We start from the raw sequence: 24747 nt of genomic DNA, 5'->3' as shown, positions 1-24747 counted from the left end.
CAGGAATGAAATAGCGGTAAGATAAAGCCGCTTTTGTGAGGTAAGGTTGTCCCCGCATGTGGGTGAGATGGAAGCCATCAAAAAGTCACTACTCGCATTGAATATGCCGATGACGCCAAAGGAAAGGTGAATGCATGACGTTGCTGAGCGAATACTACGTGCCCGGATTGCATATTGAGGATCGTTCCATCAAGGTGCCGTTGGATTGGACGGGTCACGAGCCCGGTCATGGGTTCGATGGCGAATCGATTAGCCTGTTCTACCGTGTGGTCGCCGCTCCCGAACATGTGCATGACGACCTGCCGCTGCTCGTGTTCCTGCAGGGCGGTCCCGGCGGTTCCGGTCCGCGTCCGCTCGGTCCAAGTTCCGATGGTTGGATTGAGGAGGCCATCAAGCATTTCCGTGTGGTGTTGCCGGATCAACGTGGTACTGGGCGTTCGTCTCGTGTCGATACGCATGTGATTGAGGGCATGGATGGCGACGGCAAGGCCGGTGCCGCGTTTTTGAAGCGTTTCCTCGCCGATTCGATCGTTCGTGACTTCGAGCATCTGCGTCGTACCGAATTCGGGGGCGCACGTTGGGTCACGCTTGGCCAAAGCTATGGCGGATTCCTGACGTTGACGTATCTTTCGCTGTTCCCGCAAGGAGTTATCGCCAGTTTCACCACGGGCGGCATTCCTCATGTTCCTGCCGATGCGACCGACGTGTACCGTCATACGTTCCCGCGCATGGCGGCAAAGACGAAGCAGTTCTACGAGCGTTACCCGATCGATATCGAACGTGCCGCGGTCGTCGCCGACATTCTGCAATCGCGCAAGGTCACATTGCCGAACGGCGATCCGCTCACGGTGGAACGCTTCCAATGCTTGGGATCCGATTTCGGTATGAAGCCGAGTTTCGAACGCGTGCATTGGATTCTTGACCAGGCATTCCTTGACGGCGACGGGTCGGCCTCGACCTCGGCGGAACTGTCTGACGAATTCCTGTCTTCCGTGATGGATGCGACTTCATCTCGCCCGCTGTATTGGCCGTTGCAGGAGTTCATCTACGCCAACGGTGAGCTGGAAGCGCCGATTTGCTGGGCCGCACAGCGCGTGCGCGGCGAGCATCCGGAATTCGCGGGTGACATTCGTCCGCTTAATTTCACCGGCGAGGCCATGTTCCCGTGGATGTTCGAGCAGGAACGTGCGTTGCGTCCGTTCAAACCAGCCATGGATGTGCTTATGGACGACACTCATTTCGGCACGATTTACGATGCCGATCAGTTGGCTCGCAATGAGGTTCCGCTGCAGGCTGCCGTCTATTTTGACGACATGTATGTCGACTCCGGTCTGCAATTCGATACGCTGTCCCGTGTGGGACGATCGCACTATTGGACCACCAACGAATTCGAGCACGACGGCGTACATGGTTCCGTGGTGTTCAAGCACCTGTTCGACGAGGCGTTGAACAGGGGAGACCTGGAAGAACTGTTCTGACATTCCCGAAATTCTCCGAAACCATCGCATCCAAAACAATTACGTCCATTAGAAAAGACGACAAGGAGGACACCATGTCCAATCCAACCATCGGATTCATCGGATACGGCAATATGGCGCAGGCCATCGCCGAAGGACTCGTCGCAGCCGGCGCCGTCGACGGTGCCGACATCGTGGCTTGCGCCGCGCATTACGACAAGCTGGAAAAGACCACGATGAAAGTGGGTGCAAAGCCATTGCACAACGCGGCCGAAGTCGTCGCAGCGTCCGACATGGTCGTCATCGCCATCAAACCGTACCAAATCGAAAGTGTCATCAAGCCAGTCATCGGCGCGATTGCCGACGAAGACAAATTCGTCGTATCCATCGCGGCGGGCTGGGATCTTGACAAATACCGAGACTTGTTCGGCGCCGATTTCAACGCGGCGCATATCCAATGCACCATTCCGAACACGCCGATGGCCGTCGGCAAGGGGGTACTCGTCACCGAAGCCGACAACACGCTGACCGACACGCAAGCCGAAGTGTTCGAGCGGCTGTTCTCATCGATCAGCCTCATCGAACGCGTTGATTCCGCGCATATGGGCATTGGCATGTGCATCGCAGGCTGCGCACCGGCATTCACCGACATGTATATCGAGGCGCTCGGCGACGCGGGCGTGAAATACGGCCTGCAACGTGCCACCGCCTACCGTCTAGCCGCGAAGATGGTGGAAGGCGTCGGTGCGCTATACCTCAAAAACGAAACCCATCCGGGCGTCATGAAGGACGCCGTCTGCTCGCCGGGCGGCACCACAATCAAGGGTGTGACCTCGCTGGAGGAAAGCGCGTTCCGCGGTGCGGTCATCAAGGCCGTCGACGCCATCGAAGCCTAATACTAAGCTAGGGAACCATGTCTCTTACTATCGGAATCGTCGGACTGCCCAACGTCGGCAAGTCCACCATGTTCAACGCACTGACCCGCAACAACGTGCTGGCCGAAAACTACCCGTTCGCCACCATCGAGCCGAACACCGGCATCGTACCATTGCCGGACAAGCGTTTGCCCGTGCTGGCCAAGCTGGTCCACACCGAAAAGGTCGTGCCCGCCACGGTGACCTTCGTGGACATCGCCGGCATCGTCAAGGGCGCCTCCGAAGGCGAAGGCCTGGGCAACAAGTTCCTGGCCAACATCCGCGAGGCGGACGCGATCTGCGAGGTCGTGCGCGCCTTCGAGGACGACGACATCGTCCACGTCAACGGCAAGGTGGATCCGGCCGACGACATCGACACCATCAACACCGAGCTGATCCTCGCCGACCTGCAGACCATCGAAAACGCGCTGCCCAAGCTGGAGAAGGATCTGAGGGGCAAGAAGATCGAGCCGGCCTACATGGACGCGGTCAAGCAGGCAAAGACCATCCTTGAAGCCGGCGAGACGCTCGACAAGGCCGCACGCGAAGGCCGCTTCGACAAGGATTCCGTCTACGACCTGCATCTGATGACCGCCAAGCCGTTCATCTACGTGTTCAACGTGGACGACAACGAACTGGCCAACGACGAGCTCAAGAAGAAGCTGGCCGATTCCGTGGCCCCGGCCCCCGCCGTGTTCCTCAACGCCCAGTTCGAGGCCGACCTCACCGAGCTCGACGAGGCGGACGCCCGTGAGATGCTCGCCGACGCCGGCCTGGAAGAGTCCGGCCTCGACCAGCTGGCCCGCGTGGGCTTCGACATCCTCGGCCTGCAGACCTTCCTGACCGCAGGCGTCAAGGAGGTGCGCGCCTGGCAGATCCACAAGGGCTGGACCGCCCCGCAGGCCGCCGGCGTGATCCACACCGACTTCGAGAAGGGCTTCATCAAGGCCGACATCGTCTCCTACGACGACTTCGTGGCCGCCGATGGCTCCATGGCCAAGATCAAGGAGGAGGGCAAGCTCCGCCAGGAAGGCCGTGACTACGTCATGCAGGACGGCGACATCGTCGAGTTCAAGTTCAATGTCAGCAAGTGATTGCTAGGTAGTAATTGCCGGATAGCATCGGGGGCCTTGGAATTCCAGTGATTCCAAGGCCCCCGTCTATACTGTATTCAGTTGTTGTCGTATGGAGTCGCATCGTGATGGACACGGTGCATTGGGCATCTGATTGGAGGAGCGGATATGACCGGTTATGTGTTGCGTTTGTATGACACCCCGCTGCTTCAGTTTGATGCCGCGTACGGTGAAGGGCTGTTGGCCGGTAAGGTCGAGGCCCGTATTCGCTGGTTCGATGAGTCGAAGCGGGCGTTGCTGCCGTTCCCGTTGGCTCCGGAGCCGGATGATGTGAAGCTCACCGCTTGGCTGGAACGGCGCACCATCCCGAAGAACCGTGAGTTCGCGGCTCAGATCCTTGCGCAGGCCGGGCTGAACATCGCGGATACGCTCGGCATCATCGACCTGTGCAAGGGGTTGTCGGTCAACGATTCGTTCTGGGTGGAACGGGACGACGAGGATCTGAAGTTCGCAAACATCAACCTGTATGACAATCCGTTGGATGAGACGCTTGCCATCGTGGCGTACACAGGCTACACGTCGAGTGAGAAGCATGCGATAGGCCTGTCAAGCGAATGGACAACGGACGGGCAGTTCCCGAAGGCATGGCGGCACACGGGCAATGGATTGGAGTTGTGGAAGGCCGGTTCCGAAGGGTATGCGAACGCCGGACTAGAGCCGTATTCCGAGTATCTCGCCTCGCAGTTGGCGCGAAAGCTCGGTGTGAACGCGGTCGAATATCGCATTGCTCGCTGGAAGGGCAAGCTGGCGTCGGTGTGTCCGTCGATGAATACAAAGGACGTGTCGTTCGTGCCGTTCTATGCGGCTACGCAGCTCGCATCGTTCCCGGAGATTCTCGCGGCTGCCCGTGCTGTGTCGGAAGCATCGTTCGAGGCGATGCGCACGATGCTCGTCTTCGATGCGCTCATCGTCAATCAGGATCGTCATGCCAACAACTACGGGTTCCTGCGCGACAACCGCACTGGCCGTATCCTCGGTCCGGCTCCTTTGTTCGATCACAACATGTCGTTGTTCAAGAACGACATGCGTGCCGATTGGGAGCATGGTGCGTGGACCCCGAAGGTGCTGGAGGAACGTCAGCCGTCGAACTCGCGCATGACGTTTTACAACCAGTGCGAGGTCATCATGGGGGTTGCGCAGCATGAGATGCTGCGCAAGGCGTTGGACGTCACGTTGGAGAACGATCCGACGTATCCGCTTGAGGACGGCCGCATCGAAGCACTGAACGACTACCTGCATGCCGCGGCCCGTACGCTGCTCGACATCCCCGTGGTGGACGAGGCGAAGCTCGCTTCCCAGCTCGACGCGCTGCGACCCGCAATCCAGAGCGCGCCCGTGATTCTCAACGACAGCCTGCTTGAGAAGGGATAATCGGACGAGTTCAAGTTCTCACCAACGCCTAAGAAGTGATTGTCGAGTAGTGTCATGGTCTTGGCCGGGGAGCATGTCCTAGAACCTCCGCGCTACATGTACGACCAATGGCAACATGGCAACGGCCAGCATGAACGTCATGGCCAGAACCGCTCCCGCTGGATAAACGCTGTACGCCCAGCCGTATGCGATCTGCCCGAGAGGCTGGGCGCACATGCTTGTGGAGAGCGCGAGCGACATCACCTTGCCGGTCATATCCTCGGGGCAGCCCATCTGGATCGCCGGCACGGCGATGAGGTTCGCGAGGGTGATGGCGATCATGGTTCCGCAGGTGCTCGCCGTGAGCACCGCAAGGCGCACTCCATCGCCGGAGGGAAGCGCCATGACGAGCGCCTGGGGCAGGATGGTGAGCGAGAAGGCGGCGATTGCCATCGGGAATCGCCGCATGGACAGCGACCTCGCGACCCGCCCACCGACGAGCGCGCCGAGCAGTCCGGATGCTCCCACGAGACCATATGCAAGGCCGTACGCCGTGGAGCCGAACCCCAGTACGGTCCGCACCATGTAGGGGAAGCCGACCTCCGCATACCCCGTCACCAGGAAGTTGAGCGCGGCGCAGATCAACACCAGATGCAGTACATGGGGACGCTCGCGAGTGAGGAAACGTCCGGCCGCGCGCAGGTCGTCCAGGGCGGAGGTTCGCCCATCGCCACCGCGTTCGGGGGCGCCGAGCCGGATGAAGCACTCCACGACTGCGGCCGTGCCGAATCCCACGATGGTGATGCCCATCATGGGCATGGCGCCCACCGCCGCGTAGAGCACGCCGCCGAGCACGGCGGGCACGAGCGTACTTGTCTGGTTCACAACGTTCACCACGGCCATCGCGCGACGCATCACGTCCTCGCCGTGGGAGCGGAACATCTGCGGCAGCGCCGCCTGCACCGTGGGCGTCTCCATGGCATCGAGCACGGCGAGCACTACCTGCATCACAGCAATCGCCGCCAAATTGAAACCGATGACCGAAAAGATGATGGCGCAGACGAGCACTGTTACGGCGGAGAGCATGTCAAGCGTCACCATGATGGTCCGGCGGTTCATGCGGTCCGCCACCACGCCGCCAAGGGGCGAGAGCAGGATCGTGGGCAGGATACTCGCTGTGAGGATGGAGGCGAACGCCGCCGCCGAGCCGGTCTCGTCAAGCACCCACATGGACATGGCGAACCGCAACATGAGGTTGGCGAAGAGCGATATGCCGAGACCTGCGACAAGTAGATGGAAGTCGCGTACGCGAAGAGGGTTTGCGGCTGGGCTGCTTTGTGGTTGAGTCGTGTATTCGGACGTGTTCGTCATTATCGAGTTCCTTTCCTTGGTATTCATGGACATCCACTCAGACCGACCGTCGGTCTGTTGTGGTGATAAAAAATGCGCCACGGCAAAGGACGCACAAACGTCCTTTCGCTCGGGCGCCATAATGTGCAAACCAGCGTGCCCGGGTACGGCCTATGCGGACGCCGCTTCCCCCTCTGGCATCAGGGCCGTGAGGCCCTTGACCGCTCGTAGGGTGAGCGTCTCGTCGAATACCGGTACGCCGATGGCGTCGAGCATCGTGGCGAGGCAGCGGATACGCCGTTCCATGTCAGTGCGGTCGGCGGGGTAGAAGCAGGGCATGAGCCAGTAGTTGCCGAGGAGCGAGAGCAGTTGCGCCGCCTCCTCGGGATATGCTGTGGGAATCGAACCGTCCTGTACGCCCATGTCGATGAGCGAGCGGAAGGACTCCGGCAGTCTCGTTGACCAGAAGCGCATATTCGCGGTAAAGAACGCGGGATCCTTGAGAAGCGCGAGCTGGGATCGAACGAGATCCAAGTGATCGGGGGCGTCCACGGCGGAAATGACGAGTGCGCGCAACTTCTCCAACGCGCTCATGTCATCACGCTCGATGAGCTCGTCGAGGAGACGCGAGGTGACGGCCCACTCATCGGCGTTCAATTGATCAAGGATCGCCTCCTTCGATTTGAAATGGTGATAGAGCCCGCCCTTGGACAGTCCCAGATCGTTCAGGATGTCCTGGATGGATGTCTTCTCGTAGCCCTTCTCGGCGAAGAGCCTTCGCGCGGAATCGAGGATTCGTCGTTCAGTGTCCTCGTGGTGCGTATGGTTCGCCATGACCTCCTCCTTTCCTTTCTTCCCCAGAGCATACAGACCGTCGGTCGGTCTGTCAAATGGTCGAATCGACTATCATGCGCTGTGCTTGAATATCCACAACACGGCAGGATGAAAAAGACCGACAAACATCGAGCTTCAATTCAATGTGTCTGAGGACAAATACATGACTTTTGACATGACATGATTTCACTGCCTGGATGACTATCCGTCTACTGCGCAAGTGTGAGGGAATGGACGGCTGTTGCGGTACGGCAAGTCGGTCGAGTTCAAGTTCTCCCCAACGTCTAAGAAGTGATTGCTTCATAGCGTCGAGGGCCTTGTAATTCTGATGATTCCAAGGCCCTCGGTTATTCCTGTTATAATTGCTCTTTTTGCCGGACGCGATTATGCGCATCGCTGTAATGCACGAACGGGGGCCGTTATGAGTCTTAAGTTGCCGATTCTCGTTGTTACCGATCTCGATGGCACGTTACTCAACGAGAACCAGCAGGTCTCTTCTCGATTACAAAACATGCTTGACCGAGCTAAAAATGCTGGTGTTCTTTTTGCCGCGGCGTCAGCGCGTCCGTTCCGCTTAGCAAAGCAGGTACTAGAACCGGTATTGCCTTTATTTTCCGCTTTTCTTGTATCTAACGGCGCACAGATTGTGGATACAACCACGTGCCATGTTATTCATTCCGAACCGCTTGATGAGAGACAGTGTGTTGACATTATTGCTATGCTGAAAAATAAATATCCACAGGCTGGATTCGGGTGGGAGTACAAGGAAGGATTCGGTTGCGATCAAGCATTTTGGGATCTGCGCGCGCAGGGAGGAATACTGCGTGATCCGAATCCTCAACGCATGTCGTCAATTCCAAATGCTCCTGTTCTTGAGCTTGTCATGGCAACGCCTGACTACAAAGCGGATCAGTATATTGACGGTTGCCGTGAGCTAATTGGTAGGGACTTTACGGTTACCGATTCCAGTGGCGGTGTTATGGAAATCTTAAATGCCAATGCGAACAAGGCGCATGCTTCACAAATCTGGGCAAAAAGCTTGGACGCTGATTTGAGGAATGTTATCGCTTTTGGTGATGGGCTCAATGATGTTCCATTGTTGCGCGCGGCAGGGATGGGCGTCGCTATGGCAAACGCTGATGATCGGATCAAAGCCGCCGCTGATGCCGTTGCTCCGTCCAACCAGCAGGATGGGGTAGGCGTTTTCCTTACCGACTTATTAAGGGATGAGGGTCTTTTTGTGTGACCATGACCATGCACATGTCGATTGCCAGCGACGGTGCTCTTGCTGCGGGAATATACTCAAGATGGAGATTTACCTCATATGAGGTATCGGATGGGAGGTGCGGCATGCCGGAGCTGAGTCGGTTCTTCGGAATCATCGTTCGCATGATGTATCAGGACGAGAGCGAGCATCACAAGCCGCATGTCCATGTGTACTACGGCGATTTCAAGGCATCCATCGGCATCGACGGCGAGCTGTTGGCCGGTTCCCTTCCTGCCAAGCAGTACAAGCTGGTGGCGGCATGGCTCGTGTTGCATGAGGATGAGCTGTACAAGGCGTGGAACGAAGCCGTGTCCGGACGCCCGTTCGACCGTATCAAGCCGCTTTCGTGATGATTCGTGAGGAGAGGAGTTTGCCATGTTTGAAGTGAATGGCATCCTGTATGCGGATGAGCCCGTCCGGGAGCTGGAGGTCCGTTCGGCCCGTGTCACGGATGACCATGTCATGCTGGTGACGTTCTCCACGGGCGAGACACGTCTATGCGATTTCACCGAAATGTATGACGATGTTCCCGCCTTCGCCCCGCTGCGGGATGAGAAGGCGTTCGAGAACTTTCGCATCGATCACGGCATCCTGATTTGGTGCGATGGCGACATCGACATCTCTCCCACGTATCTGTACGAACATTCGTATGAATACGCCGCTCATGGCGAACTGGTTTCGGCGTGATGTCGTCAGTCGGCATCGCACCATTCCGAAAACTGTAAGTTTCGGTTCAACCCCTCGCGCAGGTAGGGTTGAACGATAGTTGTTTTCGGCTGTGTTATCGTAATAGGTAGAGCTAGCGTTGCTCCCGGACGATGGACAAGTACCCGGTTTGACAAGACTTGCCATGCATGAGGAGTATGACGGTTATGCCTTGGTTTGTTCTTGTAATTTCTGGCATCTGTGAATCTGTGTGGGCTATTGCACTTGACCGCTCCAAGGGATTTTCCCGACTGATTCCCACCGTGGTGTTTGTGATTGGCCTCGTTGCCAGCATGGGCGGACTTTCCTATGCGATGAAACACATCCCCATTGGTACTTCATACGCGATATGGGTTGGCATTGGTGCGGCAATAACTGCCGTTTACGGCATGCTTAGCGGAGAGGACGCCGTTTCACTAATACGGATTCTGCTCATCATTGGGCTGGTCGCCTGCGTCATAGGGCTAAAGCTCATTGATTGATGACGGATATGCAGAGCTCGTTCCCTCAATAGGGGGCGAGTCTTTCCATGTTGTCGCTAGAGAACAACGTAATGCCATTGTGCAAGCCGAGTTTCTTTACCGCAACGTCTTATGGGATATCAGCGCGACGATTCCGAGAGTGACGATAATGATTGCTGCTGCAACGGCAAAGCTGCCGATCATCGCAGATTCATAGGCGCGGGAAGCCGTCTGTCGTATCAGCTCACCCGTCACGTGAGTGAATTCAGTCGCCTGCTGGAAGTCCAGCGTTACGGAACCAGCGGATTGCGGATTCAATCCGGCGGATTGCGCGAGATGATGGAATCCCGCCATATACAGTCCGCTTTGTATGCTGCCGAAGATTCCCACGCCGATGATGGATCCGAATTGACGAAACACGGTCAACAGACTGGAACCGGCACCGGATTGCTCGATCGGTACCCGGCCCATGGCCCAGGTCAGCATCGCCGGTTGGCCGGCGCCCAGTCCGAATCCGGCGATGACTTGACCGATCAGCACCGTCGATTGCTTCGTCACTTCGCCGGACCACCACATGGCGGCGCCGATTGTCAGCATGCCGCCGGCCAGACATCCCAGGGCCAGCAGGCTTGTGCCACGCGAGCCGATTCGTGAGACGATCCAATCGTTCATCCGCGCCCCCACGATGGATGCGACGACCAGTGGCATCAGCAGCATCCCTCCCACCAGTGCGCCGTGGCGCAACACCGTCTCCAGGTAGGACGGCATGATGAAGATGATGCCGTACATCGAGAAGTTCAACATCATCAACGCCGGCGCACAGGCCGCGAACGACGGGTCCCTCATCAGCCCGAGCTCCATCAACGGATTGCGGGAGGTGCGGTCATGCAGCACGAATCCCGTTATCAGCATGGAGCCGACCGTCATCGGAATCCAGGCGCTTGTGGACAGAATGCCATGCTGCGCATTGACCAGACCGGCGGAAAACAGGGTGAATCCGGCGAACATCATCGCCACCGACATCCACGGCACATGCAATGACCGGGCCTTGGGTAGCCCATTCGTTTGCGGAACGTTCATGTGGATGACGGCGATCACGACGAGAAACACCACGCCGTCGAACCCGAAAATGCCGCGCCATCCCAGCGTTGCGGTGAGCACTCCGCCGACGAGTGGGCCGAATGGCACGCCCAAGGTGCCGGCTATCGCCCAGGCGGTCATGGCGCGGGACATCTCGGAGCCCTGGAACAGGATGCCGAGCAGTGCCTGCCCCATCGGGATGACCACGCCTGCGCCGGCTCCCATGATCGACCGCGAGACGAGCAGTACCGGCACGTTCCCGGCCACAAGACCAATCGCGGATGCGGCGACGAACATGCCCAGACCGGCAAGCATGGTCTTCAGATGGCCGAGTCTGTCGCCAAGGAATCCGGCCAACAGCACCACGGCCGCAAACACGAGGTTGTAACTGGAGACGATCCACTGCTGCTCCGCCATGCCCGCTCCGAACGACTCGGCGATGTTCGGTAGCGCCACGTTGAACGCGGTGGTGTTGGTCATCATCACCAGTTCGGCCGCGCATAGGCAGATCAGGGAACGATTCAGACTCCCGTCCTTCGTGTTTTTCATCATCCGACCTTCGCTAAGATACTAGAACGTTTCTTATAAGCCGCACATGATTATAGATATCCGCGAATAAGAAACGCCGTGGTATCTTGTAGTTGTCGGCGTGAACGAGTGTCGAACCCAGTACCCATGCCGCGAATGGAGAGAAGAGCCCATGGAAACGAACGCCGAGCCGAAGCAGACACGTCGCCGGGGCAAAGCCTTGGAAGCGGCCATTCTGGAGGCCGCGTGGGAGCAGCTGTCCACCTGTAGCGCCGAAGAATTCACCTTCGATAACGTGGCCACAAGAGCTCATACCAGTAAACCGGTGCTATACCGCCGATGGTCGAATCGTACGGAATTGTTCGTGGCCGCCATGAGACAGCACCGCGGCCATGCCGCCATCGAACGTCCGAACACCGGCACACTCAGAGGCGACGTCATCTCCATCCTCCTGCAGCTCAACAGCAAGCAGTCCGATGCGGTGATGGTGCTGGCCAAGTTCGGCGTCTACGCCAACTGGCTCGGAGTGAGCGCGCACGAACTCTACGAGCGCACGATGATGAGCGATCGACCCAGCATCATGATGGCCGTCGAAAACGCGCGGGCGCGCGGCGACATCACCTGCGAACTGCCGGAATCACTGTTGCGCATGCCCGGAGAACTCGGTCGTGCAATCATCCTGCGCGACATGCGCCCCCTATCCGAAGCGGACATCATCGCCACGGTCGACGAGCTGTTCCTTCCGCTCGTGGACCATTACGAACGGCAGGCACGAGCGGCACTGGGCGAACCGCGCTGACGCGATTGGAGAGTCGGATGCTTTGGTGCTTGAATGGGGAGGGAAGAGGCCCGGCAGAGACGCGGGGAGAGGGGAAACACGATGATCTGTCCGAATTGTCATTCTCGGATGCCGGAGGGCTGCCGGTTCTGCACGAACTGCGGTACGCCACTGATGGTGGCTCCCGCTCCAAGGCCTGTGCCGTTGCCGGACAATACGGCGACGGTGGTCCCGGTCAAACACGGCCCGGACAAGCTTGTCGTCGCGCTGTCCGCACTGCTGGTGGTCCTGATCGTGGCGGCGATTTCACTGTTCGCCACCTATCGGCTTGAGATGTGGGGTGGCAAGACGCTGCCCAGCGCCGAGACAATCGCCAAACAGGTGGCGGCCAAGACCGGCGTATCGAACGGCAAGGTCCAGGCCAAGGACGTCACCGAGGCACTGAAGAACAAGGGACTCAACGTCAGGACCGTGCCGGTGTTCTCGGGCGAGGACCGCGGCGCGTTCCTGGGCTATGACGGCATGGAACAGGGGCAGCGCGTGGAGGCCGGCACCACGGTCAAGGTGCGGGAATCGGCCGGTCCCGGCGTGCCCAAGGACACCATCGGCAAGCAGGCCACGGACGTGGTGGATACGTTCGCGGGCATGAACGTGCCCGTGCACTACAAGAAGGTGCCGGTCAAGGACCCGTCCAAGACGCCGGAGGGGTCGGTGGCGGTCACCTATCCGGCCGCGGGACAGGGTCTGTCGGACGAGAACAAGGACGACGGCATCTACATCGGCGTGGCCTCCAAGGGCGACGGCATCCCCGTGGACATCATGGGCATGGACCGGAACGAGGCCGTGGACCTGCTGGAATCGCAGGGATATACGGTCGATCTGGAACCGCACTACTCATCCAAGCAGTACGTGGGCAGGATCTCCGGTTCCTATCCGGGGCCCGGTTCCACACCCGACAAAAGCGATACGGTGACGCTCTACTACGGCGTGGACGAGTCCAGCAACACGAGCCTGCTCACCAAAACGGGCGGCGGCACCCGGTACGCCAGCATGGACTCCGTTCCGATGATCGGCATGTACTGCAAGAGCACGGTGACGGACACCTCCAAGGACTGCATCACCCTCGAACAGACGAGCGGACCCTGGGACACCGGTTCGGACAACACGTCCCTGCACATCAAGGGCCATGACCTCTCCACCCCGATGGATGCGTTGGGGCTGACCAACTTCTCGCAGGATGTCAGCGGCGCCATGGTCGAGCCGTCGGACAACGTGCCCGAGAACGAAATGCCGATGAAAAACCATCTGCTGCTCAAGGATTGGGGCATGTTCGAACTCTATTCGGGCATGGGACTGCCCAACTGCGGCGATGAGGTGTTCGGCGCCGGCTCGGTCGGGGAATACTGCATCGACGGCAAGTACTACAACGCCTTCGAGAACGGGGACGGCAGCCTGGATCCACCGGGCGGCTCCGACAACTACAAAGGGCCGACGGGATCCGTCTACAGGATGAAGGACTTCCTGGTCTACTTCCCGGTCGGCTCCGACCTCGCGGCACTGGAGGATTCCGGCTACTTCGACGCCGATTCGCTGGCCAAGGCCAGGAAGCAGAAGGCCGTGGACACGAGCCGCCCGTTCATCCTGCTGCGGGACACAAGCCAGTACGACAAGACCGAGGTTCCGGCCGACGACTACACGACGCCCAATCCGTTCGTTCCGACCAATACCCGATGGAACGGGTACAAGAGCGATCTGGTCAAAATGAAGCCCGCCCCGAGCGATGCGACCGTCTACTACCTGGTCGAACAGGACGGCGACCTCGACTGGAGCTCCCTGCCCGACGCCGACGTCAAATGAGCCAATGCCGCCCACGGACCGTGCCATACAGGTTTCCTGTATCGTGCGTTGCGAATTCGTAATGGATATCGAATAATCGATCGTCGGGCGGCAACGGCATATACGACGTAGGAAGGCGAGCGGAATCATGGGGCGTACATCGCGTGAGCCGGGTATAGATTCGGGTGGGATGAAGCGTATCGTCATCGCGATCTGCGTTCTGTTGCTGGCCGTCGGCACCATAGGGGGAGTGGTCCACTGGTTCGGCAGCCGGTCAGCCGATACGTCGCATGTCGAGTATGCGTTCTCCGCATCCAGCAAGTTCACCGACGCGCAGCTCAAGGCGGCCGGGCATAAGACCGCCGAAGTGTTCTCGGGATTCGCCGGCTGCACCATCGAGAAGATCTCCTACGACGAGCACCGTGCCGACAAACTGCTCGACCTTGAGGACACGGCCAAAGCCGAATCGCCATCCTACGAATCGGCCATCTATGACGCCTACAAGCGCTACGGCAGGAATCGTATCTTCATCGCCACCGTCGACTTCACCTGCGACGGCAGCGATGCGTCGCTGAGTGCCGGCGAACAGTCGATGACCGACTACCTTTATCTCAACGACGATGGCGAAACCTGGACCGAAATCGACCACGGCAACGGCTGATGGGCGGCCAATCGTCGTGCGTGAGTCGCCGAAAACCGCTGCTGAGAGGGGTTGTTGTCGGTTTTCGACTTATTCCAATCCATTGACCGACCGTATGAATCCGGTTACGACCGTCCGCAGGACGATTCTATGAGCATGCAGTCGCATAGCACTTTCGTGGTATCGTCGCGGGTGTGGATCTGAACAACATCGATTTGTCGAACTTGGATTTGTCCGCATTGGATCGGGTGGCGCTGTGGTACGGCGGTCTGCCGGCCTCCGTACAGACGGCGCTCACCCTTGCCGTGGGTGCGGTCGTGGCGTACGTGGCGTTCAAGATCGTGGCCAAGATCATCAAAGGCGTCATCACATCGATAATCGTGGCGGTGCTGGCGTTCCTGCTGACCACCGTACCCGGCAACATGATCCTGTCGCATGCCTATGATCGCGTGGAACAGCAGGTCACGACCAGCCTTTCCCAATCGCGCTGAATGCCCCTATTCAGTACGTTCAGTACGGTAGCTGATCCGGCTCCTTGCTGCTCGGTGTAACAGATGGGCCTGCAGCCTTCTGGGAAGGCTTGGGCAAGGGGCCTGGATTGACGGGTTTTCCTGCGGGCGAAATTCCGGATACTCTACGGCTGCCGGGATTATTGGCCTTATGAATCATCAGCGCCACAGGGAATACGGCGGTGAATGCTAGGCACATCATCACCAAGAGGGACCACAGCACGAAAGCGGCATCATCGCCCTTCACGATATAACGGCTCGGATCGGCCGGGTCATATAATACCGAGACGGCCTGGCCGACCTTGTACGGCGGCGGAGACGATGCTATCGAGGACTTTTGCTCGTATGCATGTCCGTTGACGCTGTACCGGAACACCGGCGTCCATGTATCCGAGGAATCTTCATCGGATTCGTCGGCGGGATTAAACACGAGCTGCGTCACGATGCCGTCCGTCAGCTCGGTGCAGTCTCTGCGGAGTTGTACCTCATTGATCAAGGACGGCGCAGCGCTCGCCACCAGCAGGATTGCGCCGACCAGGCTGAAGAGCCCGCAGATGAGAGCCCATGACCATCCCTTCTTGGAGCCGGCCGTGCTGTTGCCGGAAGCATCGCGATGATTGACGGTGTTGGTTGGTGCGGGTGTGCCACTCTGCTCCGATGCCATGATTCCTGCTCTCTATGAGCGCCCGTGATTACTGCAAACGAGGCGACGATGGACGTTGCGAAAACCACCTGATTCAAGCGTATCAGTAGCTTCCGATGCGCTCGCCGGGAATTGGGCATCTCCCGCTTCCCGGGGGATGGCATAATCGGGCGTATGCGTATTGTGATTCAGCGCGTGTCTCACGCCAGCGTGGATGTCGTCAATGATCTGGGGACCATCGACCCCACGTTCGAGCCGCAGCAGATCGGGCCCGGCTACATGATTCTGGTCGGCGTTTCGGACGCCGACGGCGACGCCGAAATCGCCTGGCTTGCGCACAAGGTGCTCAACCTGCGCGTCTTCGAGGACGAGCAGGGCAAGATGAACCGTTCGATTCAGGATATCGGCGGCGAGATTCTCTCGATCTCCCAGTTCACGTTGTACGCCGACGTGCACAAGGGCAACCGTCCGAGCTTCATCAAGGCCGGCAAGCCCGAACACGCGGACATCACGTGGATCAAATTCAACGAGGCGCTGCGGTCCGGGGGAGTGCCGGTCCGGGAAGGCCGTTTCGGCGCCCACATGCGGGTCGGCCTGGTCAACGACGGGCCGGTGACCATCATCGTCGACACCGAAACGGACATGCCGCACAAGGGATAGCGGGAAGCTCCATTACACCAGGATTGCCATCGCCTCCCAGGCTCGGCTCCCCTCGGGAAAAGGGAGCCGAGAAAAAGGCCGTCAGTCGTAGATCGGTGTACGACGTTCGCGCGGGTAGTGACGGCGGTGGTTGACGATGCGCTTGCCGCCCACGCCGGCCTTGCCGCCCGGACCCCACGGTCCGCGCGCCTCGGCCTTGAGCTGTGTGAGGTGATGCTTCATGGCCAGCAGCATGATGTGCGTGTCCTCCAGGCCGAGGTGGCGCTCCGCGTCATCCTCGCGCAGCGCGCCCTGACGCTTGGCATAGGCGTCCAGCGTGTTGTCGCCGTCCGGATGCCCCTCGCAGGGAATCGACCCCTCATCCCACAGACGGCTCATCGGCAGCGTATCGATGATGGTCACATGGCCGTTGCGGTACGCCTCCGCGTAGCCGGCCACGTTGAGCATGAAGAAGCTGTGCTCGAACGTGGCCATATGCGCCACGAACGGCTGCGATGTCAGGCGCTTGAGCAGATCGGCCTGTGCGGCCGGATCCTCGTCGAACAGCGGGTACTCCTCGCCCGTGCGCTGGCTGATGTCGATGCCGGTCAGTTGGATGATGAATGCATTGCCGTGCCGGGCCGCCTCGGGCGTCACGCCGAACGAGAAACGATGCTGGTCGTAGGCGTCGCCGCCCTGGTAATAGTCCTTGTCGTAGCTGTAGCCGCTCGGCGCGTCCGCCGGACGGGGCGACCTCATGTTCATGTATTCGAAGCCCACGTCGATGATGTACGCACGGTACGGCTCGGTGCCGTTGGTCTCCAGATCGATGCCCATGACGTTGTCCACGTCACGGCCGGGCAGGAACACCTCGCGCCAATACTCCTTCGGAGCCGCGGCCATGTGCTCGGCCGTATGCTCGGCGGCCGCGTGACGGAACTGCGCGTACCGGGGCTCGGCAACGGCGGTCTCGTCCGTGGCCACCTGCTCCACGCCCGGCACCGCGGGATTGTCGTCGTTGATGACCGGCTGCCCCTCGATGAGATAATCCGGGCTGCCGGCGTCCGAACTGGAATCGGCCGGCGCGGACTCGTCGGGACCGGCCTCCACGGAGCCGTACTTCACCTCGTCGGCGTTGATGAGCGCCATCTGACGGTGGTGACGGGCCTCCTCGCGGGCCGCACGGTCGGCCTTGCGCTGCTCGGCGCGCGCGTTGACGATCTCGGCGGTACGGTCCTGGATGTCGTCCACGACCACGCCGTCCCGCGCGGCGGTCAGCACCGGCACGGTGACACGCTGCCGATCCTCGTCCGCAACGGTCCACAGCCCTTCGGCCACGCCGCGGTCGCGCAGCAGCGCGATCTGGTCGTTGAGTCGTCGATCCGCGTACGCCAGCGCGCGCGGCAGCTCGTAGGTCTTGATGTGACGGTCGAAATCACGCATGAACACCATGCTCATCTTGGCGATGATCGCCTCAAGCCTGTCGCGGATCTCCAGATCCGCCTTCAGCAGGTCATGCACGCCCGAATCGGCGCCCGGCTCCAGATCCGCGGGGCCCGCCACGCCGATGCCATGTTCGAGATCGAGCGTACGCACCCAATCCCAATCGATATCGTTGTTATCCGCATCCTTCAACATGATGTACGACCACTGGCCGATGCTCTCCTTGGCGGAGGTCAGCCACGAACGGTCGATATTTGAGTTATTCCCCATGCCTCCCCATCGTAGTGCGTTCCGGTTTCGCCTTCGGCAAGCCGAACGGTCCGGCGGCCGAGCCAAGGCTGAACGGCCGGTGAATTCTTCGGTTCGGCTACGGGCGGAAGCATGCGACGCCCGCGCGTTTCGGATAGGGTGGAGGTCATTGGCTTCCGGCGGATTCGCACGCGGGCAGACCTGCCGACGGCAATCGGCGACGTACGGAACAGGTCCGCGCCCGCATGGCGTGTGGCCTTGCGAATCCGCCGCCGTGGCATTGGAAATTATCGTAATTGTTATAGAGAAACGAGGAACCACCATGAGCATGCCGCTCGATTTGTATGTGATCCGGCATGGCGAGTCCGAGGCGAACGTGATCGTCCAGGCGGGCGAGCAGGGCGACGAATCCCTGTACACGCAGGACAACGTGACCGTGCCCGACCGCTCCTGGCGACTCACCGCCACCGGTCGCAAGCAGGCCGACTGCATCGGCCGCTGGATCGTCAGCCAGCAGCAGCTGTTCGACCGCTACATGGTCTCGCCCTACGTGCGCACGCGCGAGACGGCCGCCACCATGGCCCTGCCCAAGGCCAAATGGGAGGAGAACCGCGTGATCCGCGAACGCTCCTGGGGCGAGATCAACACCATCACCAAGGCCGAATTCAAGAACAACTACGCCCGCAACTGGATGTTCAAGAACACCGACCCGCTCTACTGGCGTCCGCCGGCGGGCGAGTCGATCGCGGACGTGGCCGAGGACCGCGTGCACAACGTGCTGACCTCCCTGAGCCGCAAGTCCGACGCCGAATCCGTGGTGATGGTCACGCACGGCGACTTCATGTTGGCCCTCATGCTGACCATCGAGGATCTTTCGGACGAGGAGTTCCTGCACCGCGCGGATTCGGACGACTGGAAGATCACCAACTGCACCTGTCTGCACTACACGCGCCGCGACCCGGAGACCGGCCGCACCTCCAAGCGCGTGCGTTGGGAGCAGACCGCCCGTCCCGTGCTGGACGAGGAGACCGGTCGCTGGGAGGTCAAGGTGGAGCCGTGGCGCGAGTTCAAGCGCCCGTACCTGTCCAACGGCGACCTGGTGGACGTGGTGCGCACCGTGGACCCGCATCTGCTGGAGTACTACGGCAAGTAGCGGGCGGTCGGACGGCGTCCCGCGTCCGCATCCGGCAACGAAATGGGACGATGAGGACGAGTCTGCCTTGGCGGGGACTGTATGTTCGCGTTCCAACGATGAGGCCGCGAACATACAGTCCGTTATGACGCTCCTAAAGACTGTATGTTCGCGCGAGGTTCGTGAGTGCGCGAACATACAGTCTTTCTCTTATCTGCTGCACCGGCGCGCAGCCGACTCGTCGGGATGAAATGTGCGGGAGCCGTGAACAGGCTAGAATGGCGGACAGCGTGCGGCCGGCGGTATGGCCGCGCCCCCAAGCCAAGAGCGAGGAGAGAAGTAATGTCCAACATATTCCAATGGCAGTTGCACGGCGACGGCAAGACACTGCACCCGGGCGAGGTGGTCGAGCCCGACGAGCGACTGACCTGGGTGCGCACGGCGGGTATCGGCGCCCAGCACGTGATCGCCATGTTCGGCGCCACCTTCCTGGTGCCGATCCTCACGGGCTTCGACCCGTCCACCACGCTGTTCTTCACGGCCATGTCCACCGCGCTGTTCCTGCTCATCAACAGGAACGTGCTGCCGAGCTACCTCGGCTCGTCCTTCGGCTTCATCGCGCCGATCACCGCCGTCACCACGGCGAACAAGGGCATCGCCGTGGCCAGCTTCGGCATCATGATCACCGGTATCCTGCTGGCCCTCGTGGGCGTGCTCGTGCATTACGCGGGCGCCAAGTGGATCGACATCATCATGCCGCCGGTCGTCAACGGTGCCATCGTGGCCATCATCGGCTTCAACCTGGCCCCCTCCGTGTGGACCAACTTCCAGGCCGCGCCGGACACCGCCGTCGTGACCCTGCTGGCCGTGCTGCTCGTGGCCGTGCTGTTCAAGGGCCTCATCGGCCGACTCAACATCCTCATCGGTGTGCTCATCGGCTACATCTACGCCTGCATCCGCGGCCAGGTCGACTTCTCCGCCATCGCGGACGCCGGCTGGATCGGCTTCCCGAAGTTCCACCTGCCGCAGGCCGACTTCTCCATCCTGCCCATGTTCATCCCCGTGGTGCTCGTGCTCGTGGCCGAGAACGTGGGCCACGTCAAGTCCGTGGCACAGATGACCGGCCGCGACTACGACGACCAGATCGGCACCGCCCTCATGGCCGACGGTCTGGGCACCACGCTCGCCGGTCTCGGCGGCGGTTCCGGCACCACCACCTACGGTGAGAACATCGGCGTGATGGCCGCCACCAAGGTGTACTCCACCGCCGCCTACTGGTGCGCCGCCGCGTTCGCGCTCATCCTCTCGCTGTGCCCGAAGTTCGGCGCCGTCATCAACACGATTCCCGCCGGCGTGCTCGGCGGCGTGACCACCCTGCTCTACGGCATGATCGGCATGATCGGCATCCGCATCTGGGTGGAGAACAAGGTCAACTTCGACAAGCCGCTCAACATCATGGTCGCCGCCATCACGATGATCATCGCCATCGGCCAGTTCGCGTTCACCGTCTCCGGCATCTCGTTCAACGGCATCGCCATCGGCACCATCGTGATCCTGGTCGCCTACCACGGCCTCAAGGCCATCGGCAAGGCCACCGGCACCATCGAGAAGAACGATCCGGACATCCTGTAATCATTCAGTCCGTCCGGGGCGCATCACAATACCCCCGAGAAGTAAGCCCACGGTGTGGTTCCGGTCCGCACCGTGGGCTTTGTTTTGGCTCCATAAAACCAAGATTGACATGGGCCTTCATTCTCGGCTCCCCTTGTTAGGGGAACTGTCGGCAGAGCCGACTGAAGTGTAGTCAGACATGGATTCATATCAATCTTGGTTTAACGGAGCCTGTGTTTTTGGGGCGTGATCCCACACAGCAATCCCGCACAGCAATCCCGCAAAGTAGGGGGCTTGGGCTAGGCTCGGGTGGTTTGCATTTCTTACGCGATCATTATGCGTACCTGTACCATGAAAGGCCACTGTGCCCCATAACGATGTTGATGATTCCCGCAGCCCGATGATGCCCATTACCGGCACGTATGCCGACTCGGACGCGGATACTGATGATATGAACGGCGGCGAGGACACCGCCCCCACCTTCGGCGAACTTGGCGTGCCCGGCCCGCTTGTGCGCGTGCTCGCCGCCGACGGCAAGAAGACCGCATTCCCCATCCAGTCCGATACCCTGCCCGATTCGCTCGCCGGCCGCGACGTGCTCGGCCGCGGCCGCACCGGCTCCGGCAAAACGCTCGCCTTCTCCATCCCGCTGGTCGCGCGACTTGGCTCCTATGATTCGCTCGGTGAGATCGCCATGAGCGAGTTCCGCCGCGAGATGAAGCGCCGCAAGCAGGCGCGTCTCGAGGAACGCCAGTCCGACGATTTCCTGCCGCACCCGCGCGGTCTGGTGCTGGCCCCCACGCGCGAGCTCGCCAACCAGATCAACGATGTGCTCCTGCCGCTGGCCCGCATGTACGGCATGACCACCACCACCATCTACGGCGGCGTCAAATACACCCGCCAGATCCGCGACCTCAACGCCGGCGCGGACATCCTGGTGGCCTGCCCGGGCCGACTGGAGGACCTGCTGCACCAGAAAGCGCTCACGCTCTCCAACGTCGAGGTCGTGGTGATCGACGAGGCCGACGAAATGGCGGACATGGGCTTCCTGCCGCCCGTCAAGCGTCTGCTCGAGCAGATCCGCCCCGACGCCCAGCACATGCTGTTCTCCGCCACGCTCGACCACGGCGTGGACGAGGTGGTGAACCTCTTCCTGCACGATCCCAAGGTGCACAGTGTAGATGAGCCCAGCGCGGACTCCGATCTCATGACCCACCATGTGTTCGAGGTCACGAGGGCCGAAAAGCCGGCGATCGTGCGTGCGCTCGCCTCCGGCACCGAACAGCGCATCCTGTTCACGCGCACCAAGTTCCAGGCCAAGAAGCTGGCCAAGAGCCTGACGCAGAGCGGCATCCCCGCAGCCGAACTGCACGGCAACCTCAACCAGAACCAGCGCGACCGCAACCTGGCTGCCTTCGAATCCGGCGACGTGCATGTCCTGGTGGCCACCGACGTGGCCGCGCGTGGCATCGACGTGTCCGGCGTGGACCTCGTGGTGCAGGTCGAGCCGCCGGACGACCCGAAGTCGTTCGTGCACCGTTCCGGCCGTACCGCCCGCGCGGGCCGCACCGGCGACGTGGTGACCCTGGTGCTGCCCGAGCAGCGCCGCGACGCACGCCGTACGCTGAAATTCGCCGGCATCAAGGTCAAGCCGATGGCCGTGACGCACGATTCGCCCGAAGTGACCGAACTCGTGGGCGAGGCCGCGCCCGCCGTGTACGGGTGGAATCTGGACAAGTCGCAGCCTGTGGGCGGTCAGCGCCGTGGCGGGGGAGCGAAGCAGAGCCAGTCCGGTGCAGGCAAGGGCAAGCAGAAGAACAAGGTCGATGCCGCCGAGCAGGCCGAGCGTGCCCGCCGCGCCGAGCAGGAGGACAAGGCCCGCAAGAAGGAGCGCAGGCGCCGTCGTGCGGCCGAACGTGCCGAGCGTGCCGCCCAGGCGAATCTTGCGCAGGTCGAAGGCGAGTCCGTCGACTTCGACAGGAACGGCGAGTACCGTGACTCACGCCGTAACGGCCATAACGAGCACTCCGCTCGCGATGAGCGTGACGATAGGGGCGCCCGCAAGACTCAGCCGAACAGGAACCGCGCCGAACGTCGGGCGCACCTGAGCGATCCGCAGGCTGAACGCCGCGATTATCTGTTCGAACATCCCGAGGAGCGTCGCGGGGGCCGGCCGGACGTGACCGGCAAGCGCAGGAAGGATCGCAGCGAGGACGAACGTCAGCGCGACGGCCGGCGCCATGGCGAGAACCATCGCGACATCGAACGCGGCGAGGCCGGACGGCCGGGCAAGCGACGCAACGGCGAAGGCGGTGGCAAGCGCATCCATCGCAAGGACGAGAACCGCATCATCGTCGACGAGCGCGGCGAGGCCGCGAAGCGTCACGAGCGCCGCATGATGGCCAAGTACGGCAATACGGAAGGACCGCAGCGCCGTCACTCCAAGCACGGCAAGACGCATCGCGCTCCCTTCCGCATGGGTGGCACCCGCAACGGTCGGAGGTAGAACGGCATAGCTTTTGGCTCTGGTACGCCAAGATTGGCGCGGCTCCGATGGGACTACCCCTCAGTCGGCTTCGCCGACAGCTCCCCTGACAAGGGGAGCCGAGAAATAAGGGCCCCGCCAATTGTGGTGTGCCGGAGCTTACTTTTGGCTCCCCTCTATGAGGGGGAGCTGCCGTCGAAGACGGCTGAGGGGAGCCGGACACTCATACGGCTGCGTCAGTAGTGATACAGCACCGTGCCGTCGGGGCCGGTGATGGTGAACGTGGGGGAGCCCTCCACGCTCAACGAGACGGTCAGCGAGTGCTGGCCGTCCGCGCTCACCGAACGGTACGTGAACCGCTTGTTTTCCAGCGTGGTGGCCTCGGTGCGTGCGTCCAGCAGCCACGGGTTGCGCCGGCGCAGGGCGATGAGCGCCTGATGCATCCGGTAGACGGGCTCGCCGAGCCGAGACAGCTGATCGGGGGATTCGGGGAACTTCGGGCGCACATCGTCGTCGCCGCCGAACCGCGCCTGTTTGACGCCCACGTACCCCTGCTCGTCGCCGTAGTAGATGCTCGGCACGCCGCCCACCGTCATCAGCACTGCCAGCGCCAGCGCGGCCTTCGGCGCGCCGATCTGCGAGGCGATGCGCGTGACGTCATGGTTGCCGATGAACGTCTGCGGCACGAAGGAATCCAAGAAGGCGTTGTGCCGCTTGAGGTTCCAGTCGAGCTCGAAGAAGTTCTCCGTCTCCAGCGCATGCTGGACGGACTTCCACAACTCGTACTGCGTGACCGAATCCATCGTCGATTCCTCGACGATGCGCGGGTAATCGCCGTGGATTACCTCGCCGAAGATCCACGAATACGGATGTGAAGCCTTGACCTGCGGCAGCACGCGGGCCCAGAACGCGGGCGGCACGGCGTACGCCGCGTCCAGACGCCAACCGGCCGCACCTCGGTCGAGCCAATGGTTCATCACGCGGGTCACGTACTCCACGGTTTCGGGGGAGTCGTGGTCGAGATCGACCAGGTCGCCATGCCCCTCGAACACGTCCAGCGCGGGATTGCCGTCGCTATCCAGATGGGCATTGACCAGTCCGTGCCATGGATCGCCGTGCGGGTCGAGGGCGCCGGACGCCTCGTCCAGGGCCGCCTGCACGGCCGGATGCGAACGGCTCACATGGTTGAACACGCCATCCAGGATCAGTTGAAGGCCCATGTCCCTGCAGGATTCGGCGAGCCGGTCGAACGCCGCATCGCCGCCCAGCCGCACGTCCACGCGCATATGGTCGAGCGTGTCGTAACCGTGCGTGCGCGACTCGAAGATCGGTCCCAAAAGCAGACCGGACGCACCCAGATCGCGCGCGTAACCCAGCCAGTCGACCATCGAATCCAAGCCGCGGCCGTGGAATTCGCGCGGGCCCGACGGGCGGATGTCCGCACCGCAGAACCCCAGCGGATACACATGCCAGAACACGCCGTAACGCACCCAATCGGGCAGATCGCGGCCCTTGTCCGTATTCACGACCATCGCAACACCTCCTGCTGCCGGTATGTTGACACTATGTCCATTCTCTCACAAACGACGCGAAAGTTCGGGGGAACGCGCATATCGGGGGTGTGGTTCCGCGGTGTCGGTTCATGGGAAACGCACGAAAACCGGCGAAAAGACCACATTCTGGAACGAAATATAAGACGGGTC

At 61.0% G+C, this 24747-nt stretch carries 22 protein-coding genes and 1 riboswitch; of the genes, 16 read left to right on the top strand and 6 right to left on the bottom strand.

What is annotated here, in order from left to right; translation table 11 throughout:
* Positions 1-134: 134 nt before the first annotated feature.
* From JS536_RS04795 to JS536_RS04780, 4 genes are all read left to right on the top strand, one after another.
* Positions 135-1478 (top strand): alpha/beta fold hydrolase, encoded by a 1344-nt coding sequence (locus JS536_RS04795; RefSeq protein WP_029679528.1) that lies wholly within the window; start codon positions 135-137, stop codon positions 1476-1478.
* Positions 1479-1552: 74 nt separating this feature from the next.
* Positions 1553-2353: a pyrroline-5-carboxylate reductase gene (gene proC, locus JS536_RS04790; RefSeq protein ID WP_008783010.1), complete on the top strand. Its 801-nt coding sequence runs from the start codon at positions 1553-1555 to the stop codon at positions 2351-2353.
* 17 nt (positions 2354-2370) lie between these two features.
* The gene (ychF, locus tag JS536_RS04785; protein WP_214355985.1) at positions 2371-3465 is read left to right on the top strand and encodes a redox-regulated ATPase YchF; all 1095 of its coding nucleotides are present in this window, start codon (positions 2371-2373) and stop codon (positions 3463-3465) included.
* Between the two features lie 147 nt (positions 3466-3612).
* Positions 3613-4875 carry a HipA family kinase gene (locus tag JS536_RS04780; RefSeq protein WP_214355984.1) on the top strand — a complete coding sequence of 421 codons (1263 nt, stop codon included), beginning with the start codon at positions 3613-3615 and terminating at the stop codon, positions 4873-4875.
* A 78-nt stretch (positions 4876-4953) separates the two neighbouring features.
* Here the strand turns inward: JS536_RS04780 and JS536_RS04775 are convergent, their stop codons facing one another.
* Complete coding sequence (locus tag JS536_RS04775; protein WP_214355983.1) at positions 4954-6225, bottom strand: MFS transporter; 1272 nt, start codon at positions 6223-6225, stop codon at positions 4954-4956.
* 150 nt (positions 6226-6375) lie between these two features.
* A complete protein-coding gene (locus tag JS536_RS04770) occupies positions 6376-7038 on the bottom strand; it encodes a TetR/AcrR family transcriptional regulator (RefSeq protein WP_214355982.1) in 663 nt (220 codons plus the stop codon).
* Between the two features lie 421 nt (positions 7039-7459).
* On the opposite strand from JS536_RS04770, the gene JS536_RS04765 reads away from it, so the two are divergent.
* From JS536_RS04765 to JS536_RS04750, 4 genes are all read left to right on the top strand, one after another.
* Positions 7460-8284, top strand: coding sequence for an HAD family hydrolase (locus JS536_RS04765; protein WP_214355981.1), 825 nt, complete (start codon positions 7460-7462; stop codon positions 8282-8284).
* 104 nt (positions 8285-8388) lie between these two features.
* A complete protein-coding gene (locus tag JS536_RS04760; protein ID WP_094668249.1) occupies positions 8389-8655 on the top strand; it encodes a DUF4160 domain-containing protein in 267 nt (88 codons plus the stop codon).
* A 25-nt stretch (positions 8656-8680) separates the two neighbouring features.
* Complete coding sequence (locus JS536_RS04755; protein ID WP_214355980.1) at positions 8681-8992, top strand: DUF2442 domain-containing protein; 312 nt, start codon at positions 8681-8683, stop codon at positions 8990-8992.
* A 106-nt stretch (positions 8993-9098) separates the two neighbouring features.
* Positions 9099-9158: riboswitch (guanidine-III (ykkC-III) riboswitch) on the top strand.
* A gap of 10 nt (positions 9159-9168) precedes the next feature.
* Positions 9169-9492, top strand: a complete 324-nt coding sequence (locus tag JS536_RS04750; RefSeq protein WP_214355979.1) for an SMR family transporter — start codon at positions 9169-9171, stop codon at positions 9490-9492.
* A gap of 96 nt (positions 9493-9588) precedes the next feature.
* On the opposite strand, the gene JS536_RS04745 is transcribed toward JS536_RS04750, so the two are convergent.
* Complete coding sequence (locus JS536_RS04745) at positions 9589-11103, bottom strand: MFS transporter (RefSeq protein WP_214355978.1); 1515 nt, start codon at positions 11101-11103, stop codon at positions 9589-9591.
* Positions 11104-11251: 148 nt separating this feature from the next.
* On the opposite strand from JS536_RS04745, the gene JS536_RS04740 reads away from it, so the two are divergent.
* The 4 genes from JS536_RS04740 (at position 11252) to JS536_RS04725 (ending at position 14824) form a co-directional block, all read left to right on the top strand.
* On the top strand, positions 11252-11878 hold the full coding sequence (locus JS536_RS04740) for a TetR family transcriptional regulator (protein ID WP_214355977.1): 627 nt from the start codon (positions 11252-11254) through the stop codon (positions 11876-11878).
* Between the two features lie 33 nt (positions 11879-11911).
* On the top strand, positions 11912-13714 hold the full coding sequence (locus JS536_RS04735) for a PASTA domain-containing protein (RefSeq protein WP_214355976.1): 1803 nt from the start codon (positions 11912-11914) through the stop codon (positions 13712-13714).
* Positions 13715-13841: 127 nt separating this feature from the next.
* A complete protein-coding gene (locus JS536_RS04730; RefSeq protein ID WP_214355975.1) occupies positions 13842-14354 on the top strand; it encodes a hypothetical protein in 513 nt (170 codons plus the stop codon).
* Positions 14355-14527: 173 nt separating this feature from the next.
* Entirely contained in the window at positions 14528-14824 is a 297-nt protein-coding gene (locus JS536_RS04725) for a hypothetical protein (protein ID WP_214355974.1), read from the top strand.
* Between the two features lie 19 nt (positions 14825-14843).
* Here JS536_RS04725 and JS536_RS04720 read toward each other — a convergent pair whose 3' ends face one another.
* Positions 14844-15506, bottom strand: a complete 663-nt coding sequence (locus tag JS536_RS04720; RefSeq protein ID WP_214355973.1) for a DUF3592 domain-containing protein — start codon at positions 15504-15506, stop codon at positions 14844-14846.
* A 153-nt stretch (positions 15507-15659) separates the two neighbouring features.
* Here JS536_RS04720 and dtd point away from each other — a divergent pair, with 153 nt between their 5' ends.
* Positions 15660-16145, top strand: coding sequence for a D-aminoacyl-tRNA deacylase (gene dtd / locus JS536_RS04715; protein ID WP_214355972.1), 486 nt, complete (start codon positions 15660-15662; stop codon positions 16143-16145).
* Between the two features lie 81 nt (positions 16146-16226).
* Here the strand turns inward: dtd and JS536_RS04710 are convergent, their stop codons facing one another.
* The gene (locus JS536_RS04710; protein WP_214355971.1) at positions 16227-17837 is read right to left on the bottom strand and encodes a DNA polymerase III subunit epsilon; all 1611 of its coding nucleotides are present in this window, start codon (positions 17835-17837) and stop codon (positions 16227-16229) included.
* Positions 17838-18138: 301 nt separating this feature from the next.
* Here JS536_RS04710 and JS536_RS04705 point away from each other — a divergent pair, with 301 nt between their 5' ends.
* The 3 genes from JS536_RS04705 (at position 18139) to JS536_RS04695 (ending at position 23065) form a co-directional block, all read left to right on the top strand.
* The gene (locus tag JS536_RS04705; protein WP_109056656.1) at positions 18139-18969 is read left to right on the top strand and encodes a histidine phosphatase family protein; all 831 of its coding nucleotides are present in this window, start codon (positions 18139-18141) and stop codon (positions 18967-18969) included.
* 321 nt (positions 18970-19290) lie between these two features.
* Positions 19291-20580: a solute carrier family 23 protein gene (locus tag JS536_RS04700; protein WP_214355970.1), complete on the top strand. Its 1290-nt coding sequence runs from the start codon at positions 19291-19293 to the stop codon at positions 20578-20580.
* A gap of 430 nt (positions 20581-21010) precedes the next feature.
* Positions 21011-23065, top strand: a complete 2055-nt coding sequence (locus JS536_RS04695; RefSeq protein WP_214356014.1) for a DEAD/DEAH box helicase — start codon at positions 21011-21013, stop codon at positions 23063-23065.
* Positions 23066-23280: 215 nt separating this feature from the next.
* On the opposite strand, the gene JS536_RS04690 is transcribed toward JS536_RS04695, so the two are convergent.
* Positions 23281-24576, bottom strand: coding sequence for an alpha-amylase family protein (locus JS536_RS04690; protein ID WP_214355969.1), 1296 nt, complete (start codon positions 24574-24576; stop codon positions 23281-23283).
* Positions 24577-24747 lie beyond the last annotated feature (171 nt).

The organism is Bifidobacterium sp. SO4 (assembly GCF_018555355.1).
In the GTDB taxonomy this organism is placed as follows: domain Bacteria; phylum Actinomycetota; class Actinomycetes; order Actinomycetales; family Bifidobacteriaceae; genus Bifidobacterium; species Bifidobacterium miconisargentati.
Note: the sequence above shows the minus strand (reverse complement) of the source record. Positions and strands in the feature narration are given on the sequence as shown.